The 16,936-nt window shown below is 64.4% G+C and carries 18 protein-coding genes; 10 read left to right on the top strand and 8 right to left on the bottom strand.

All coding sequences use genetic code 11. The features are described 5' to 3' along the window. Window positions 1-8: 8 nt before the first annotated feature. From ACFV2O_RS31210 to ACFV2O_RS31190, 5 genes are all read right to left on the bottom strand, one after another. Window positions 9-1,325, bottom strand: coding sequence for a cytochrome P450 (locus tag ACFV2O_RS31210; RefSeq protein WP_379255078.1), 1,317 nt, complete (start codon window positions 1,323-1,325; stop codon window positions 9-11). Between the two features lie 254 nt (window positions 1,326-1,579). Beyond that, complete coding sequence (locus ACFV2O_RS31205; RefSeq protein ID WP_379255076.1) at window positions 1,580-3,196, bottom strand: FAD-dependent monooxygenase; 1,617 nt, start codon at window positions 3,194-3,196, stop codon at window positions 1,580-1,582. Between the two features lie 120 nt (window positions 3,197-3,316). Further along, window positions 3,317-4,114 (bottom strand): SAM-dependent methyltransferase, encoded by a 798-nt coding sequence (locus tag ACFV2O_RS31200; RefSeq protein ID WP_379255074.1) that lies wholly within the window; start codon window positions 4,112-4,114, stop codon window positions 3,317-3,319. A 70-nt stretch (window positions 4,115-4,184) separates the two neighbouring features. Next, entirely contained in the window at window positions 4,185-5,063 is an 879-nt protein-coding gene (locus ACFV2O_RS31195; RefSeq protein ID WP_379255073.1) for an SAM-dependent methyltransferase, read from the bottom strand. 102 nt (window positions 5,064-5,165) lie between these two features. After that, window positions 5,166-5,885 carry a histidine phosphatase family protein gene (locus ACFV2O_RS31190; RefSeq protein ID WP_379255072.1) on the bottom strand — a complete coding sequence of 240 codons (720 nt, stop codon included), beginning with the start codon at window positions 5,883-5,885 and terminating at the stop codon, window positions 5,166-5,168. A gap of 180 nt (window positions 5,886-6,065) precedes the next feature. Between ACFV2O_RS31190 and ACFV2O_RS31185 the strand changes: the two genes are divergently transcribed. The 3 genes from ACFV2O_RS31185 to ACFV2O_RS31175 are packed head-to-tail and all read left to right on the top strand — an operon-like array spanning window position 6,066 to window position 7,733. Next, a complete protein-coding gene (locus ACFV2O_RS31185) occupies window positions 6,066-6,392 on the top strand; it encodes a hypothetical protein (RefSeq protein ID WP_379255070.1) in 327 nt (108 codons plus the stop codon). Then, window positions 6,370-6,900, top strand: a complete 531-nt coding sequence (locus tag ACFV2O_RS31180) for a DUF6879 family protein (RefSeq protein WP_379255069.1) — start codon at window positions 6,370-6,372, stop codon at window positions 6,898-6,900. The genes ACFV2O_RS31185 and ACFV2O_RS31180 overlap by 23 nt, the downstream gene beginning before the upstream one ends. Then, on the top strand, window positions 6,897-7,733 hold the full coding sequence (locus ACFV2O_RS31175) for a helix-turn-helix domain-containing protein (RefSeq protein ID WP_379255067.1): 837 nt from the start codon (window positions 6,897-6,899) through the stop codon (window positions 7,731-7,733). The genes ACFV2O_RS31180 and ACFV2O_RS31175 overlap by 4 nt, the downstream gene beginning before the upstream one ends. 79 nt (window positions 7,734-7,812) lie before the next feature. Here ACFV2O_RS31175 and ACFV2O_RS31170 read toward each other — a convergent pair whose 3' ends face one another. After that, a complete protein-coding gene (locus tag ACFV2O_RS31170) occupies window positions 7,813-8,568 on the bottom strand; it encodes an HD domain-containing protein (RefSeq protein ID WP_379255065.1) in 756 nt (251 codons plus the stop codon). Window positions 8,569-9,148: 580 nt separating this feature from the next. On the opposite strand from ACFV2O_RS31170, the gene ACFV2O_RS31165 reads away from it, so the two are divergent. The 3 genes from ACFV2O_RS31165 to ACFV2O_RS31155 all read left to right on the top strand — a co-directional run bounded on the left by ACFV2O_RS31165 (window position 9,149) and on the right by ACFV2O_RS31155 (window position 12,083). Continuing rightward, entirely contained in the window at window positions 9,149-10,171 is a 1,023-nt protein-coding gene (locus ACFV2O_RS31165) for a tyrosine-type recombinase/integrase (RefSeq protein ID WP_379255063.1), read from the top strand. Between the two features lie 611 nt (window positions 10,172-10,782). Beyond that, window positions 10,783-11,418, top strand: coding sequence for an RNA polymerase sigma factor (locus ACFV2O_RS31160; protein WP_379255062.1), 636 nt, complete (start codon window positions 10,783-10,785; stop codon window positions 11,416-11,418). Beyond that, window positions 11,415-12,083, top strand: coding sequence for a hypothetical protein (locus tag ACFV2O_RS31155; protein WP_379255061.1), 669 nt, complete (start codon window positions 11,415-11,417; stop codon window positions 12,081-12,083). The genes ACFV2O_RS31160 and ACFV2O_RS31155 overlap by 4 nt, the downstream gene beginning before the upstream one ends. 447 nt (window positions 12,084-12,530) lie before the next feature. Here ACFV2O_RS31155 and ACFV2O_RS31150 read toward each other — a convergent pair whose 3' ends face one another. Next, entirely contained in the window at window positions 12,531-12,947 is a 417-nt protein-coding gene (locus ACFV2O_RS31150; RefSeq protein ID WP_379255060.1) for a helicase-related protein, read from the bottom strand. Window positions 12,948-13,130: 183 nt separating this feature from the next. On the opposite strand from ACFV2O_RS31150, the gene ACFV2O_RS31145 reads away from it, so the two are divergent. The 4 genes from ACFV2O_RS31145 to ACFV2O_RS31130 all read left to right on the top strand — a co-directional run bounded on the left by ACFV2O_RS31145 (window position 13,131) and on the right by ACFV2O_RS31130 (window position 15,880). Continuing rightward, the gene (locus tag ACFV2O_RS31145) at window positions 13,131-13,772 is read left to right on the top strand and encodes a class I SAM-dependent methyltransferase (RefSeq protein WP_379255059.1); all 642 of its coding nucleotides are present in this window, start codon (window positions 13,131-13,133) and stop codon (window positions 13,770-13,772) included. 319 nt (window positions 13,773-14,091) lie between these two features. Next, window positions 14,092-14,790, top strand: a complete 699-nt coding sequence (locus ACFV2O_RS31140; RefSeq protein ID WP_379255058.1) for a hypothetical protein — start codon at window positions 14,092-14,094, stop codon at window positions 14,788-14,790. 151 nt (window positions 14,791-14,941) lie between these two features. After that, entirely contained in the window at window positions 14,942-15,112 is a 171-nt protein-coding gene (locus ACFV2O_RS31135) for a hypothetical protein (protein ID WP_373281169.1), read from the top strand. Window positions 15,113-15,574: 462 nt separating this feature from the next. Then, window positions 15,575-15,880 (top strand): ATP-binding protein, encoded by a 306-nt coding sequence (locus ACFV2O_RS31130; protein WP_379255057.1) that lies wholly within the window; start codon window positions 15,575-15,577, stop codon window positions 15,878-15,880. Window positions 15,881-16,287: 407 nt separating this feature from the next. Here ACFV2O_RS31130 and ACFV2O_RS31125 read toward each other — a convergent pair whose 3' ends face one another. Further along, a complete protein-coding gene (locus ACFV2O_RS31125) occupies window positions 16,288-16,632 on the bottom strand; it encodes a hypothetical protein (protein ID WP_379255056.1) in 345 nt (114 codons plus the stop codon). Window positions 16,633-16,936: the final 304 nt, after the last annotated feature.

The raw sequence follows: 16,936 nt of genomic DNA, 5'->3' as shown, positions 1-16,936 counted from the left end.
GAATCCGTTCACACCAGGCGGGAGGTAGGGCGGCGTCGGTTCAGCGCCGGACCGCCGGTCAGCTTCCCAGCGGTATTCGGCACCGTGGTCAACGACCACAGCCCTGTCACCAAAGGCGGCGTCGCGGGGAAGATGACCGGCAGCGCGGACAGCGCCCGGTGGAAAGGCCCTGGCCGCCAGACCAGTTCGGTCGCGGGCACGGCCAGTTTCATGTCGGGCAGGGCATCGAGCACTTGATCGACCCCATGCTCCACGATGAGATACGCAACCGACTTCGCTGGGCAGATGTGCGGTCCCGCGCCCCACGCCAGATGCGACCGATTGCCGGTGCGGTCTTGAGCGCTGAGCGCCGGGTCGTGGTTGCAACCGGCGAGGCTGATGAGGACCGGCTGGTTCGGCGGCAACCACACGTCGTCGATCAGCGTCGGCTGGCGGGGGTATCTGATGCAGAAGTTGGTCATGGGCGGATCGGTGAACAGCACCTCGTCGAGCGCGTCACGCGTCGACAAGCTGCCCCCGTGGAGGTCGCCGTGGAATCGGGGGTCGTTGAGAGCGAGCAATACGGTGTTCGTCAGCAGGTTGCGCTGGGCTTCGAAGCCCGCGCCGTAGAGACTTGCCAGCTGGGCGAACATCTCCTCGTCATCGAGATCGGCCGGGTGGCACACCAGTCGTGAGGTGATGTCGTCGCCCGGCTGTGCGCGTTTGAACGTGATCAGCGCGCTGAGCGCATCACGCAGCATGGCTACGCCTTGGGCGGCGTCTCCGCCGGAGTCGAAACGCAACGCCATTCCTGTGGCGACGCGGTCACCGATTTCTGGTGGGCAGCCGATGATCTCGTTGAGGACTGCGAGCACCAGCTTGGAGGCGTATTGCTCGAGCAGGTCGGCGTGACCGGTCTGACAGAATTCGTTGATCAGTGCCACAGCGATGCCCTCGACGAGGGCGGGAATATCGAACAGGTTCACCCCGTCGATAGCGTCGGCGCAGGCCTGGCGAAGACGCTTATGGGCGTCCCCATCGGTGAATCTGGCCGCCCTCAGGTGTCGCATCATCTCCAGAACGGCCGATCCCGGCGGCACGTGCTGTTGCCAGATGCTGGGGTCGGATCCAAAGTGGTCGGTGTCGTGAAGAATTTTCACAGCCGTCGCGTGCCCAACAACAAGCGTCGCGGGAACTCCCGGCTCCAGTTCGACCGGCGCCAGCGAACCATATTGCTCACGGAGGCGGCCGTAAAGGCCGTGCGGGTCGGCGGCGAAGTCCGAGCCGTAGAGGGGGACGCGTGGATCATTGGTGGGGAATGGAGACCCGTGCGAAACAAGGCACATTCCAGTCGTGGTGGCCGTTGGGTCTGCGGGTGTCGGTGATGGGGGTGTTGTCATTCGAGGTCGTACTCCACATGAGGATTCGAGGATGATGGGAAGGGAACGAAACGGCGATGCGGGTCGCTCGGACAGGCGTCTCCCGCGCCGCTCGGGCCGCTGGGCCGCAGGGTGCACTGACGAGGGTTCGAGAGATCCGGTGAGCGTGAGATTGTCGCGCGCGGTCGGCGCGACGAGTTGGGCGCGTCGTGGCTGCGTTGTCAGGTCAAGACAGCGCCGAGTTTGTTGAGAAGCGCGTCCTGCTGGTCTTGTAGGCAGCGCATGTCGACATAGTGGTCCGACCGGACCAGGCACAGCGCGTTTCGGTCGCGGGCACCGTAGACGGAATGGAACTGTCTGGTTTCGGCCATGATGGATGGGACCGGTGCGCCGCTGTGAACTCCGGGCGGCGTGATGAGGGTGAATCGGACGCGTTCTCCGAAACGCTCGTGGACCTCGCGGGCCAGTTTCGTCCATGCCGCAGCCGAGTCGGGCTCGTCCTGGACACCCAGCAGCGTGTAGTAGTGACCGATCTGGTCATGGACGCGCTGCTCGCGGGTGATGGCGACGTTGGGGGCGCGCTCGCCCGCTGTCAACCCCTCCAGCACTGTGAGCTCTGCGGCCTGCCCGATAACAGCTCGATAGTTGAGTCGGTGACCGGAGATCAGCCCGACGGCTTCGTCGTTCAACTCCGCCGCTGCCGCGGCGCGTTGTTCCAGGGGCGTGCGAGGGTCCATGATCACGCCGTGCACGCGGCCGGCGACCTCGCCGGCCTGGATCGCGGCCTGGCGCCGTTCGGTTTCGTACGAACGCAGCAGCGAGGGATCGGCCAGGCCCTTGACGACCAATGCCAGTTTCGGGGCGAGATTGATCGCGTCCTGCAGGGCCAGGTTCAGGCCCATGCCCCCGGCGATGGTTTGGGTGTGAGCGGCGTCGCCGCACAGGATGATGTTGTCGCTGTCGTTGCTGTAGCGGGTGGCGATGTGCTGCCCGAGCCGGAAATCGCTGATCGCCGACTTCGGCTCACCCACGGTCACCGCACCGTTGAAATGCACGTCGAACGCTTCCTGGAACAGGGCGTGCGTGGTCTCGGCGCGGTGACCATCGCTTCGGAGTTCGCCGATGATTACCCGGAACAGCGGGACCTGTGGATCACTGGGCAATGCAGCGAGGAATACCAGGCGTTGATCGCAGATCAGGTAGTGGAGGCGGTCGCGGGGAAGCGGCAGCCCCCACAGCACGGTGTCCATCATTCTCAGGTCGTTGTCGTATGCCGCGCCGACGAACTCGATGCCCAGCTGACGGCGCACAGTGCTGCGCGCCCCATCGCAACCCACCACGAACTCAGGGCGGATCACCTCCACCGCATCGCCGCGCATGCCCAACGTTGCGGTGATCCGACCGCCGTCGTCACGGGTGAGGTGCCGCAGTTCAGTGCCCCACAGAATCTCGCACCCGAGCGACGTCAGACGCTGACGCAGAATCCGGGCGGTGACCTCCTGAGAAATGTTCAGAATATCGCGGTACTTCGTCTCCTTGAGCTTTGTGAAATCCAGTCGCGGAGATTCACCCCCGCGGTTGGCGCCCTTGAAGTGGTAGTCCATCGAGTAGCTCGGCAGACCTGCCGCGCCGAGGCTGTCGGCAAGCCCGATCGCTTCGAGATCCTCGCGCGTGGACGAATGCAGCGTGATCGCACGGGTATCCGACCAGGGGCTGAGCCGTTTGTCAATCACCACACAAGGCTCGCCCCGCAGCCACAGCTGCAGAGCGGTCATCAGCCCAGCAGCGCCGGCGCCCACAACGACAATCCGGGAGTCCGACACAGAAATGGCAGACATGAAATTTACTCCTGAACAAGACGTGAATGATCGCCACAGAAATGTTGAGAGAATGGGCGGGCTCGCCCCGAATTCTCGTTACTCGGATGCGGCGGAAAACCCCGCCGGTCGACAATTGCTCTACGGTTTGCGTGCGACCGCGCCGTAGGCCGAGATCGGCCGAATCTCGCCCACTTCCGTCTCATCCGCGCGCCACTGCGTGATCGAGACGAAGCCCGGCTCCACCAGGTGCAGGCCGTCGAAAACCTGGCGCAGTTGAGCCTGCGGCCGGGGGATGTAGGGCACACCGCCGGTGCCGGTGTAGTTCTCACACATCGTGACGAAGGCCTTCGAATCGTCGGTGCCGTCCCACATCACCAGGTAGCTGCCCGACGGCACGGCGTCCAGCACGGTGTGCACGATGCGCAGCAGATCCTCGTAGGTCTTGGCGTGACCGAGCACGCCCATGAACATCACGGCGATGGGCTCGTTGAAGTTCAGGACGTTCTTGGCGTCGGCGATGATCCGCTCGGGATCGTGGTAGTCGGCGTCGACGTAGGTGGTGACGCCCTCGGGCGTGGTGGAAGTGAGCAGTGCCCGCGCGTGGGTGAGCACCAGGGGGTCGTTGTCCACGTACACGATCCGGGACTCGGGCGCGACGCTCTGGGCCACCTCGTGGGTGTTCTGCATGGTGGGCAGGCCGGTCCCGATGTCGAGGAACTGGCGGATGCCCTGTTCCCCGGCGAGGTAGCCCACCGCGCGGATGAGGAATTGGCGCGACTGCACCGCCATGGTGGTGATGTCCGGATCCACCTCGATCCCGGCATCGCCTGCGATGCGGTCGATCTCGTAATAGTCCTTGCCGCCCATCCAGTAGTTCCAGATGCGCGCGGAGTGGGGGATATCGGTTCGGACGACCGGGCTGTGGTCTTCGAGCATCGGGTGTGCGCTCCTACACGGGGTGAGAGTTCGAGTGACCGCTCGAGGCGGCGGCGTCGCTGACGTGGAGTCAGCGGCGCGGAAGAAGCGTCACGTTGCCGCGTTCGCTGGGTTTGAAACCGACGCCGCCGAGCAGCAGACGTTCCTCCGTCAGCCGCGGCCGCAGCGCGGGCCCCATCGGCCACCAGTCGTCGAGTTCGACCAGACCGGGCTCGATCAGTTCCAGATCGCCGAAGTACGAGGCGATCTGCTCCCTGGTGCGGTACCACCCGGAGCCAAGGCCCATTTCGGTGAAACGCCGTTGCAGCTCGATGGCCATCTCGTGCGCCTCGCCGCCGTCGGCGGGATCGTAGAAATGCGTGATCGCGACGTAGGAGCCGGCGGGCAGCGCATCGATGTACTGACGCATGATCCCCGCCGGATCGAGATCGTCGTCGACGTGATGCAGGATGCCGCACAGGATCAGCGCCAGCGGTCGGGTGAGGTCGAGGTGCTGGGTCACCTCGGAGTTCGCCAGCAGAGTTTCCGGCGCGGTCAGATCCGCAGGCACGAACCGTGTGTGCTCGTTGCGCTCGAGTAGTACGCGGCCGTGGATGTTGCACACCGGATCGTTGTCGACGTACACCACGCGCGCCGTGGGGGTCTGCTGTTGCGCGATCTCGTGTGTGTTGCCGACGGTCGGCAGACCCGCCCCGACATCCAGCAGCTGACCGATGCCGGCGGTACCGACGAGATAACGCACCACCCGGTGCAGCCAGCGGCGATTCATCCAGGCGACATCGCTCTGCCGCGGCGCGACCTCGGCGACTTTGTCGCGCACGAAGCGGTCTACTTCATAGTTGTCCTTGCCACCGAGGGTGGCGTCATAGACGCGGGCGATACTCGCGCGCGTCGTGTCCACACCCACGGGAGCGCGGACGCCGGTCTGAGGAGACGGATCAATCGACACAAGTACTCCAATGGTCCTGCGTTGCAGCCGCACTATTCAGTGCCGCAACGTCTTCGGATGAGGTAATGGCGCGTCGGAGCACAGGTCTCCATTGGCTGCGGGTCACGCTCGTACAGGCGGGCGGCTACTGGTGAGCTGACGGCCTCGCGAGGTTCCGAGTGAATTCGGCAGATGTGCTACGTCGTTGTGACACAGGAGTTTTCCTCTCCACTTCTTTGCCGCTGGATCGCCGTCCTTTTCGAGCGTCAGCTGCCACTCAGTGATGCCGGTGTTTCCGCTGCGTCGGGATTGCGCCGCGTCGGGTGAGTCGCCGCGGTAGAGCTGGAAGGTGGCCCCGATTGTGTCCTGGTCGCACACCACGACAGTCGACCGTCCGCCTTGGCGAGCGATGATGTTGTTGAGTTCACGTCCCACCCTCGCGGTCAGCTGCGCCCACGACTCCGCGCCCTCAGCAAATGGCATGTCGGGCCTCAGCTCCGAGGGCGACTCGAAGCCTGCATAGATCTCATCTACGAGCGCTCCGTCGGCCGTTCCGTAGTTGCGGCAGCTCAGACTCGCCAACACGGGTGGATGGCCCAGGAACGCGGCCATGATGTTCGCGGTGTCTTCAGCTCGGGCTACGTCAATGTGGTGAATCACCTGTGGTTGCAGATGCTGCGCGGCGAGCCGTTGACCGAGTAACCGCGCCTGCTGCTGACCTGCCCTGTCCAGACCGCGGCATCGCCTCGGGCCCATGAATTCGTTGCGGGCATCGCTTGGTGCATGTCCGTGGCAGATGAGGAGCAACCGTACGTCTGCGGCGTGTGTGTTGCCGCTGTTCACCGCGTCTCACATCCTCTCGCATGCCGCTGATCCCGGGCATGTCGACGGTATGGCTCGCTGACATCCCGCCACTACAAATGTGCGCAAATGTGCGCAATCGGTTGACGCATAGAAGCTTCAACTGCGACTCTGGAGATGCAATCGCACACTTCCACAACAAACAGAAGGGCTGTCCAGCACATGAAAGTACGGTTCATCGGCGGTGAGTCAGGCGGCGACGGGTCGCCGCGCCTGTATGCCAGCGACCGGGACACCTACCTCGTCCAAGGGTGGAAGACCGACGACGACAGTCGAATCGAGATTCCCCACCGGCTACTCGCCTACAGTCCGGCCGGAACCTGCTTGACAGGACTGGAAGACTCCGGACATGGAACGTTCTATCTGTCCGGCAAACCCGTCATCGACTCGGAAGCGCTGGCACAGATGAAGATTCCCGACCACGAGACCGCGGTGGAGGTGGCGATCGGCCAGGAGGTGCGCCCGGATGCAGCTACTGCTCGGGGCTGAACGATTTCGCGCGGCGCTCGGCTCGGCGAAGCACCGCGCGTTCCACCTGGAGACACGAGACGACTACCTGACCGAGAACGAGGAGCCTTCGTTGGCTGCGTTCCGGGAAGACGAAACAATCGACCCGGGCGGGGAGTGGTTCGCCGGATGGCAGCGACAGGTCGAAGCGGCAGTCGAGCGCGGCGTGGTGATGCAGCGAGCGCGCATTGTCTCCGAACCGCATACCCTCTACACCCGATACCTGCTGGCGCTGACCCGTCACAACGTTGCGGCTGGCGAGGACGTCCGCTACCTGGCCCGGCATCTGGCCGAGTCTCCTGACTCCTCCGCGGATGACTTTTGGCTGTTCGATGACAATTTGGTCGCTTACAGCCTGTTCGACGAACGGGGATACTGGGTCGGCGCCGCCTCCACCGACGACCCCGTCATCGTTGCCTATGCTGCAGAGGTCAGGGACCGGGTCTGGTCGGCGTCCACACCCTACGTCGAGTACCTGACTCGCCGGTGACAGGCGCCGCCCAGAGCAAGCAGGTACTCGGGACACGCCTGCGTGAACTTCGCAAATCTGCACGGCTCAGCGGACGCGAACTCGGCAACGCAGCAGGCTGGCACTGGTCGAAGGTCTCGCGCATCGAGACCGGCAAGCAATCACCGAGCGAGGCGGATATCGAGGACTGGTGCCGTATCTGCGGTGCTGAGCTCGTGCTACCGGACCTGATTGCGTCGCTGCGCAATGCTCGAGCACAGTGGGCGGAGTGGAAGCGTGTGGCCGCAGGCGGCCACGCGCATCGACAGCGCCGCGGCGTGAAGCTCGACATGGACGCGCATGCAGTCCGGATCTATTCCTCGGTGATCGTGTCAGGACTACTGCAGACCGAGTCGTATGCACGTGCGGTCCTGTCGACGTGCATCGGATTTCTTGGCACCTACGATGACCTGGAAGAAGCGGTCAACGCACGGATGGCGCGAGGAAGTGCCCTTCGCACGGGCCGAACGAAGTTTTCGGTGCTGCTCCACGAACCTGTGCTTTACACGTCCGTCGGTGACGAAGAAGTCCGAGAGGCGCAACTGCAGCATCTGCTCGATACGGGATTCGGCAACCCGCGCCTCGTGCTGGGCATCGTCCCAATGAGATCCCAGTTCGTATACACCACAACTAGTTTTGCGGTCTACGATGCGCGACTCGCGCTCGTCGAGACGCTCAGTGCGGAACTATCGATCACAACGCCCTCAGAGCTGCTGTACTACGAGAAGGCCTGGGAAGGCCTTCGCCGACAGGCGGCTTACGGCGACGAGGCTCGAGCGATGATCATCCAAGCCGGACGAGCGACCGAGCCGTAGCTTCAACGTGACGATCTGAGGCACAAATTTGTCGCCTCACGACGAGTCGCAAGGTGGGCCCTGGAATCATCCAAGCGATTTACTCGGCGAATGGCGACGAGTCGACCATGAGGTCGAATCCGAAGCTGCGTAGAAGAGCGGTTCGTCCGTCGGGGACGGCTTCGGCTTCCCGCGCCACGGCTGCGGTCACGAGGCGCTTGAAGTCCAAGCGTGGATGGCGGGAGATGATTTCGGCGACCCACTGCGGATCGAGTTCTTGTATGCGGTTGCCGAAGAGATCGACCCCTGCGCTGGCGGAGAGCGCGCCGGCGAGGTCGGAAAGGTCGGAGTCGGCGCCGAGGGTCATGTGCCCGGCGATGCCGTCGCGGATGAGGGCGACCCGATCGGCGGGCACGTCGAGTTCGCCGAGGAGCTGGGCGGCGTGCTCTGCGCCGCGGACTGCGAAACAGCCCTTCGGTTGTGGGTTCTCCAGTTCGATGTCGTGCAGCATGGCCGCGGTGTAGAACAGTTCGTCATCCAGTTGGGCGCCCTGTGCGCGGGCAAGGGTTTTACCGAAGGCCCAGACGCGGTAGGAGTGGTTGAGCATGCTGGCGCTCAGCACGCCACGCGCTTCTCGTCCGGCGGCCAGCGCCATGGCTGAATCGGGTGGCTGCAGCGCTGTGAGGTCGAGTCGGGTGGCCGCTGTTCGAGCACCGAAGAACGACGCGATGCGACCACCCAGTAAGCCGGGCATCGTAATGAGCAGAAGCCCGAGCAATTGATTCATCTGACGACGAGTCAAATTCCCTCCGCTAGTGACAGCCCAGTTCCAATCGAACCCCGGGGGCGGCGCCATGACACACCTCGACTTCCTTGAACCAACAGTATGCGAGACCGCACGAATCGTGGCGCGAATTCGGCCACCGTCACGATGTATCTCCATACCAGAATTGGCAGCCCCGGCCCCTTCCGTCAATAGCAGTAGCCAACCCACTTTGTACAAGCGATTGCAGACCATCACCCACACCGGGTGGCCCAACTATGGTCGCGCTGAATGTGTCTCGCCGCGGAATGCCGTGAAACCACTGGTTGTATCATCACCGGTACAGCTGCGCGTCGGTTGTGCAAGCGCACTCTTTCGTCGGGTGATTCGCTCCCGCCCTAATGCGCAACGGGCAAGATCGAAGTCAATATTCGGCCGGAACGGGCCCATGACGACGGTTTCGATGGTTTCCCTGCGGTAGCCGTTGGCTGCCAGTGGCTTTTTCGCTTATCGGCGGTGCGGTCATCTCACGGAGCGCCATTGTTTCTTAGACTTCGATCTATTGTCGATTAGTGCCCATCGCGGGGATCCGGTTGGGCACTAATCGTATTAAGTGGCGCATTGTCGGTGGTGAGTGCGATCCTCGACGGGCGGATCGTGCCGGGAGGTGAGTATGGGAAGCGCTGTCACCGCGGTGGTGCAGAGGGCGTCGATGCGGAAGTCGGCGCCGCGGTCGTTGTGGGCGCGGGAAGAGCTGGACCGGTTCGAGACGTATCTGGCGGGTCGAGACGATCTGTCGCAGCGGACCCGGGAGACTTACTGCGAGCGCGTCGCGGATCTGTTGAGGTGGCTGGAGACTCGGGCAGATCGTCGAGAGGCGCTTCATGATCCGGTCGTTCGGGATCGGGTCGTGTTGGCGTACCACGATCATCTGACCGGTGAGCGGCGGGTGTTGCCGTCGACGGTCAACCTCGCCCGTGCGGCGATCAACACCTTCTACCGGTGGCGCGGTGTGGGGCCGACCACGCTCGCGCGGATCAAACACCCCTCACGCACTCCGCGCACTCTCACCGCCGGCGAGCAGAGTTCGCTGCTGCGCGCGGCCGCGGCGCGCAGCCACCGTGATCACGCGATCGTCGGGCTGCTGCTCAACAACGGCCTGTCGCTGTCGGAAGTTCGCCTGTTGGATGTGGACGGGCTGACCCTTCGCGCCGAGTCCGGTTGTCTCAGGGTCCATGGACTTTCCGGGACCACGCGGACGGTTGTCCTGGCGGCGAGCACTCGACGCCTGCTGGAGCTCTGGCTGGCCGAACGGCGCGCCATGCTCGGCGCGCTGCGCCCGCGCGCACTGTTCGTTTCCGAGCGGCGGCGGCGCATCTCCTCGAGCTCGATCGACCGCATCGTGCGCACGATCGGTCGCGAAGCCGGGCTCGAACTCTCACCAGGCACCCTGCGCTACACCTTCGATACCCGCATGATGGAATCCGGCATCGAACCATGGATCGTCGCGCAGACCATGGGACTGACCCGCCCCAACCCACAGCGCCTGCACACCCTGCAACTGCCCCTCGAGCCTCGCCTCGCCAGCAAGATCGCCGAAGCAATGGCCGTACCGGACACCGTTCCGCCCGGCCACCACCAGATTCCGGCGGACGCAGCCCGCGTGACCGACCACCAGTTGGCCTTCGACCTGTGACGACGACCTACCGGGCCGTAAGAGCGAGCAGCCCTCGCGCCCTGCCGCGCGCGAATCTGCAGCGTCCATCGGGAGTTGCCGATATTGCCCACGGGCGCAGACGACCGTGCTTGGTGGCTGGCGATGCGATGATCTCGAGCTGTTCCTGCCGACCGTGGCGGGCAGTGATCAGTTGTGCCGGACTCGCCGAGGATGTCGCAGCCCGAGGCGATGCCGCGACGCCAGCGGCGGCACCGGTTACGAGCTGGACAGATGTTTCGGCGTGTCGGCGCGACTGGCCGTGGCGGGTTCAAGAATTCATGCTTGCGCTACGAAGTAGGTGGCATGACGCTGTTGTGGGTTGGTGAGGGTCGGCTGTCGATGGCGGGCCCGCTTGCGTGGTGTTCTGCGTTGGTACCGGCGGTCCCGCGGTCCCTAACGCAGCTACCGAACCCCCGGCGGCTGCCGGCCACTGTCAGGACCGCACGTTGTCACGTGTCCGCCACCACCGTGCTCGCCAGCACCCGCCGCCGCACCGACGGCACGGGGCCACGGTCGATCCTTCCCGAAGGCGTAGCACGGTTCACGGTGTCGGAGTCTTCGGGCCTGATCGGCGGGGAGTTTTCGGCGCGATGACAGATCAGCAGCATCCGGCCGGTCCGCAACGCCGGTTCGACAACCTGTTTCGCTCTCACGCTCCTGCGGTGTTCCGGCTCGCGATCAAAGCATTCGGGGGCGATCGTGACCGGGCCAACGACATCGTGCAAGAAGTGTTCCTCGCCGTGTGGGAGCAATACGACCGCGACTTCCTCAACGCCGAAGCGCCAGAGGCGGCTGCGTTGATTATGACCATCGCCAAACGCCGGGTGATCGATTCGTGGCGGCGCAGCGACGGCGTCGTGTCGGTGCCCGACTACACAGACACCGCGGTGCCGATGCTCGGGCTGTCGGTGGTGACCAAGAACCCCGCCGACCGCGTCCTCGACGACGACACCGTCAATTACGTGTGGCAGGTGCTGCGACAGAACCTGACCGCCGCGGAATACCGGGTGGCGGTGATGGCGTGGGATCTGTGGCTGCCGGATGCGGAGATCGCGACAGTGATCGGCGCGAGTGTGTCGACGGTGCATTCACACAAGAGCCGAGCCCGCAGAAGGATCCGGGCGATCGAGAACAGCGGGAGCTACCGGATCGAGTTCGATCCACACGGCCGCATCCCGCGCACCCCACGCACAGGGGCCGATAACGGAGGTGAAGTAACAGCATGACCAAGGACACCGAAAGGGACACCACCACCACGACAGTCAGCATCTACGAGGTATTCACCGAACTCGACGGCTACCTGGCATCCGACAACGACTACCACTATGACGTCGATGCAGGTCTGCAACAGCTGCAGCGCACCATCGACAAGCTCACCCCAGCCGAAACCGAGCAAGCCCAGCGCGGCGCGCGCCTCAGCGACGACGACTGCGCGGCGGTCGGGGACAGGGGGGCCGCCGCCTCAGCGGTGAACGCGGTGTCGTTGAAGGAGATTGTGGCCGCGCGGATGAACGATCTGATCATCGGGCCCTTGCGGATCGCCAGTGCCATCTCCCCGGAGGTCGCGATCCGCCTGGCCGACGGGATCCGTGGACAGCGGTGGGCGTTGAGTTGGCTGCCCGGACGGGTCCTGACCCGACAACAAGCCTTCAGCGGCATGGTGCTCGACGAAATCCTCACCGACCCTCACGAACTCGACAGCGCCACCATGATGCTGGTCATGGCCGAACTCGCCGCCGAACTGTCGATGTCGCTGGAACAGGTCCTGCTGCGGCTGTCCTACATCAAAAAGGACGACCACTACCCCCACTACAGGTGGAGCCGATGCGCACAGCAACCCGGACACCGCGGTATCGACACCGAGTTGCCCAGGATGCGGAAAGCGGAATAGATCGGCACAGTCACGATTCACGCTGGCGCGCTGCCGAGCAGTGCTGGACGGGGACGTTTCGATTTGGAGAAAGCTTCTGCGCGAGGTAGGTTTGCTTTCGTCAAGCTACCGAGCGATCGGTGGATAGGCGCGAATACCCCCGAACGAGCCCCGTACCGACGCACCGGTCCGGGGCTCGATTGGTAGCACGGCGAAATCGCCATTCCGAGGAATGTCGCTGAAATCGTACGTAGTGTGCTCGACCGTGTAGCCGCCCGGCACAGTCGGGCTGGCCGGGAAGTCACCTTCCCTGGCCGGAGCGACCCCGACATCTTCACGGCATAGTCATCCGTATGGCATCCGCTTACAGGTGGTCGGCCCCCAGCTGACTGCGCAGGCGGGGCGCGCTGAGCTGCCGTTTTTGGCTGCATCCGATAATTGAATAGTCGGGGACCACCATCGGCACGATCACTCTGGCGATGTCGGCGGTGTTTTCGGGTGCCGCAACGCTCGTCCCACAACCTGGACGACATGCACCGGGGACCGTTTCGGCAGGGCGAACACGACGCAGTCGACTGCGGGGACGTCGATGCCCTCATGCGGACATCGAACGTTCGTCACAACCGACCAGCCACCGTTCGTCGGGGCGCGCAGGTGATCCATGATCCCTTTCCGGAATTCGATCGGCTGCTGCCCGTGCACGTGCCAGGACACCAGCGGACCGGGCGGGCGCTGATTGGCGGGCACACGATCGACCACGCCGGCCAGTGACCGCGCCAATTCGGGCGGCCGCGTTGACACGGTGGTGAACACCAGAGTGCGGCGCAGCCCGTAGGTGTGCGCCGCTTTGACCAGATGGCCTGGGCGACCACGGTCTGGTTCCACAGGTCATCTACGACATCACTTACAGGCGGATCTGAACGTCACTGCTGATATGAAGATGTGGGTACAGGCGAATTTTGACGTCTCAGGGTCGGGATGGTGATAGGTTGCGCCGCAACGTTTTGTGTGCTCCGTCCGAGGCGGGTGCCAGAGGGCGCGAGCGGCGTTGCCGGGTAGGGTCTGGCTGTGCTTGATTGGGATCACAACGCCTATTACCACCGGCTGCTTCTCCGCCGGATGCCGCAGCACTGCCGACGGGTGCTGGATGTCGGCTGTGGTGCGGGAGCGTTCGCGGCTCGACTTGCCAAACGGGCTGAACAGGTCGACGCCGTCGATCGCTCCACGGAGATGATCGAGGAGGCGAAGCGCCGCACCCCCAGTAACGTGAACTGCGTTCTCGCTGATGTGCTGACCGACTCGCTGCCGGGTAAGGACTACGACGCGGTGTTCTCGATCACTGCACTGCACCACATGCCGTTGCAGGATGCACTGGCGGTACTCGCGCCTGCGCTGCGGCCTGGCGGGGTCCTTGCTGCCATTGCTCTGCCTCGACCGGACCTGCGCCGGGAACTGCCTGTTGAGATCGTCGCGACAGTTGGTTCCCGCCTGCTTGGGGTGGTGTTCCTGTCGGGAAGGTTGCTGGGAAGCAAAAGCGGGTTCGCGAAGGACTCCACCAGCTCGACCATGCCCGTCGTCATGGATCCGCCGCTGACCACCCGAGAGGTCGCCCGCCAGGCCGCCGCGGTACTGCCTGGCGTGCGGGTTCGACGACTCCTGTTCTGGCGTTACCTTCTGGTCTGGCAGAAGCCGAACAGCCCAGGCATGTGAGAAGCGGGCATTCCGGCCGTCCACCTGTTTGGGCATGCTGCTGTTGATCGCCGGCAGCATCGGCTTGACCACTGAACATCGCTGGTGATCCGAAGATGTTGGTACAGACGAATTTCGGCTTCACCTGGTCGTGATGGTGGTAGGTTGCGCCGCAACGTGCTGTATGCGCTGTCTGAGGGGCTGGAACCTGTCTCGTAGGAGCCGCGTTGCCGTCGCCGCGTCAGTCCGAGGTGAGCTGTAGGCCGCGATTTGGCCAGACTCTCGGGCTGGGATGTCGGGTCGGGATCTGCGGCTTAAGTAGAACGTCGGGTACCAGACGGTGCGGGCGGCGTGGCCGGCCGAGCGGAAGAAGTATCCGTCGCGGGCGTCGAAGCTGGATGAGTTCAAGCCGGTCATCGACGAGTCACTGGTGGCGAATCTGGATGCGCCGCGCAAGCAGTGGCGCGCGGTGCGGCGGATCTTCGCTCGATTGATCGACAAGCATCGGATGGTCGATGTCAACTACGAGACGGTGCGCGGATACGTGTCGATACGGCAACCGGAAATCCGTATTGCTGCCGGTCGCGGCCCGGCCGAGGTGTTCATTCGCAGACGCACCGTCGTGGCGAGGAAGCCGAGCTCGAGTTCGAGGAAGTCACCGTCGAGCTTGGCGGTGAGAGGATCGAGATGTTCTTGTTCTCTTTTCGTTCTCTGCAGAGCGATTCACCGGATGTCCACCTCGGGTGGTCAGGAAGCGTTCTTCGAGGGGTATGTTCACGCGTTGCTGCGGTTGGGCGGGGTACCGTTCGGGAAGGTCCGCTACGACAACTTGAACGCGGCAGTCGCGCGGGTGATCGGGCTGCCGCGGAGGTGGGTTGAGACAGATCGGTGGACGGCGTTCCGGTCCCACTGGAATCTCGATGTCTTTTACTGCCAGCTAGAACTCCCGGGGCTCACGAGAAGAGCGGTCTGGAAGGCGATATCGGCTCTTCCGCCGCAACCTCCTTGTGCCGGTGCCTCGCGTGGACTCGGTCGATGAGCTGAACGCGTTGATCGATGAGTTCGACTACGCCGATGATGCGCGTCGTGTCGGTGCCCGGCTCGCACGGTCGGGGAGCATTTCGAGGTCGAAAGAGGGTTGCTGAAGCGTTTGCCGGACGAGGAATTCCAGACCGGTTTGTGCCCCGGGCGTGGACAGGTATTCGCTGATCACGGTTCGTACCAATCGTTACAGCGTGCCGATCCGGTTGATCGGCCGTCAAGTGCGGGTGCTGTTGCACGCGTCCACGCTGGTGGCTACGACAGCCGCACCGAGGTCGCCCAGCACGAACGCATCGCGGGCAAGGGGCAGAACCGCATGAATCTTGATTATTACCTGGCAGAGAAGGGCTCATACGCAAGCCCGGCGCGCTGGCCGGGGCGACAGCCCTGGAGCAGGCGCGCACGGCCGGTCGATTCACTGCGGCTCACCACGCGTGGAGAGCCGCGGCCCGCAAGGCACACGGCGACTGCGACGGCAACCGCGCCCTCATCGAGGTGCTACTGCTGCATCGACACATGCCTCCCGATCAGGTCATTGCCGGGCTGAGGGCCGCGTTGGAGGACGGTGCGCTGAGCGCCGACGCTGTGGCGCTGGAGACCCCGCAAGATCGCGACACGGAGCCACCGCGCCTGCCGGTGGAGCTGGATTAGCCCAATCCGGTGTCGTCGCTGACCGTGCGCCGGGTGGCGCAACTGCCGCCCGATTCCAGGCCTTTGCCGTCGGTGGCCGTCTACGACCAGTTATTGCGTCGCCCCTACCCACCCGCAGAAGGAACCAGTTCATGACCACCACTTCCAGCACGCCCCGGCGCCGCGGAATGACCGAGCAGGCCGCCGACGCCTCGATCGATCAGGCATGCCGGATGCTGCGACTGCCCTTGATCTCTCAGCAGTTCGCCGAGATCGCCGACACCGCCGAACGCGAACAGATGTCGTATCGGTCTCTTCTGGCCGAACTGCTGCTGGCCGAGTGCGACGACCGCGCCCGCCGCCGCAGCGAGCGGCGCATCCGCGCGGCCCGGTGCCCCGCGAAAAATCGTTGCGGGCCTCCTATTTCGAGGCCAACCCGAACGTCGACCCGGCGATGATCCACACTCTGGCCACCTGCAACTGGGTGGAGAAGAGTCTGCCGCTGTGCTTGCGCTGAGGTGGTTGACCTGTCGATCCCAGCCGTATCTCGGCCCGGAGCCGTAATCGACGGCCGGCGCAAGTGACGCTACTTTTCGTATGGATCGAGGGCCCTTCGAGGCACCCAATGACGCTCAAATTCGTCTGGAATCGACGCCAGAATCCGCCTGCCTAGCCACACGGTCCGCAGCTCGGGTGCCCCGGGTCGATCCACACATGCAGTGTCTCTGTCCCTCAGCATTTTCCGCATCCGAGAGTCGACGACGCCAATCACCACGATCCGAAAGTCCCTCAGATGCCGCCAGAAGGTCTGCGATCAGACCGGCCTCGGCGAAAGCGCCGACTATGCGGTCCGCCGACACGTACGTCAACACCACGACGCGGTCACCACCGCGGCCGAGTCACATTCCGTGAGTGTCGGGACATTGGTGCTCACCGTGGTGTCCACGTTGGCGGCGTGGCCCGCCGAGTCGGCAGCCACCGTGTCGTCGCTGCACACCGCGATCGCGACACTTCGGCCGGACCCGACCGAAAGGGTATCTGTGAGGGCGATCAACGGCACCACCGCTACGGCCACCCCGCCGGGTGCCACGAGCCACCGCGCGCACTCGGCCACGACCAGCGTCTGACCAGACCCGCACGCCGCATGAAGCTGCCCGACTGTCCCGGTGCCAATCAAGCCAGCTGTGATTGTCGCCTCGATCGCGTCCATCAGCCCTCCGCCACCGCACCGGTGCCGGCGAAGGCCCCGCAGGGTTACCTGGCCAGGTCAGGGATCGCGCACTGCGCCCGCGGGCAGCGATCTGTCCGGTTTCGCCCGGGTCGGTGGCGGCCCGGGCGCCGCCGGACGGAAGCCCGGTGTCGTCAACCACAAGGGCGTTGGGTCGACCAACCGTGCCGCTCGCCCGGTCGGCCGGGCGCGGACCTGGGTGGGGTCCCAGGTCGAGGTGGTCACGAACTGCTGCAGCTGCTGATGATCTACCCCGAGCCGTGCCGCAATGGGCTATTTCGACTTG

It is taken from the genome of Nocardia sp. NPDC059691 (assembly GCF_042733915.1).
GTDB classification, from domain to species: domain Bacteria; phylum Actinomycetota; class Actinomycetes; order Mycobacteriales; family Mycobacteriaceae; genus Nocardia; species Nocardia sichangensis.
The sequence above is the reverse complement of the archived record's forward strand: the minus strand, read 5'-3'. Positions and strand labels throughout refer to the sequence as shown.

Coding starts and splice junctions, on each gene's coding strand:
- ACFV2O_RS31180 (WP_379255069.1), top strand. CDS start 6,370: ATGCAGCTACTGCTCGGGGCTGAACGATTTCGCGCGGCGCTCGGCTCG.
- ACFV2O_RS31125 (WP_379255056.1), bottom strand. CDS start 16,632: ATGGACGCGATCGAGGCGACAATCACAGCTGGCTTGATTGGCACCGGG.
- ACFV2O_RS31185 (WP_379255070.1), top strand. CDS start 6,066: ATGAAAGTACGGTTCATCGGCGGTGAGTCAGGCGGCGACGGGTCGCCG.
- ACFV2O_RS31200 (WP_379255074.1), bottom strand. CDS start 4,114: ATGCTCGAAGACCACAGCCCGGTCGTCCGAACCGATATCCCCCACTCC.
- ACFV2O_RS31170 (WP_379255065.1), bottom strand. CDS start 8,568: ATGGCGCCGCCCCCGGGGTTCGATTGGAACTGGGCTGTCACTAGCGGA.
- ACFV2O_RS31130 (WP_379255057.1), top strand. CDS start 15,575: ATGACCACCACTTCCAGCACGCCCCGGCGCCGCGGAATGACCGAGCAG.
- ACFV2O_RS31165 (WP_379255063.1), top strand. CDS start 9,149: ATGGGAAGCGCTGTCACCGCGGTGGTGCAGAGGGCGTCGATGCGGAAG.
- ACFV2O_RS31210 (WP_379255078.1), bottom strand. CDS start 1,325: ATGTGCCTTGTTTCGCACGGGTCTCCATTCCCCACCAATGATCCACGC.
- ACFV2O_RS31160 (WP_379255062.1), top strand. CDS start 10,783: ATGACAGATCAGCAGCATCCGGCCGGTCCGCAACGCCGGTTCGACAAC.
- ACFV2O_RS31205 (WP_379255076.1), bottom strand. CDS start 3,196: ATGTCTGCCATTTCTGTGTCGGACTCCCGGATTGTCGTTGTGGGCGCC.
- ACFV2O_RS31155 (WP_379255061.1), top strand. CDS start 11,415: ATGACCAAGGACACCGAAAGGGACACCACCACCACGACAGTCAGCATC.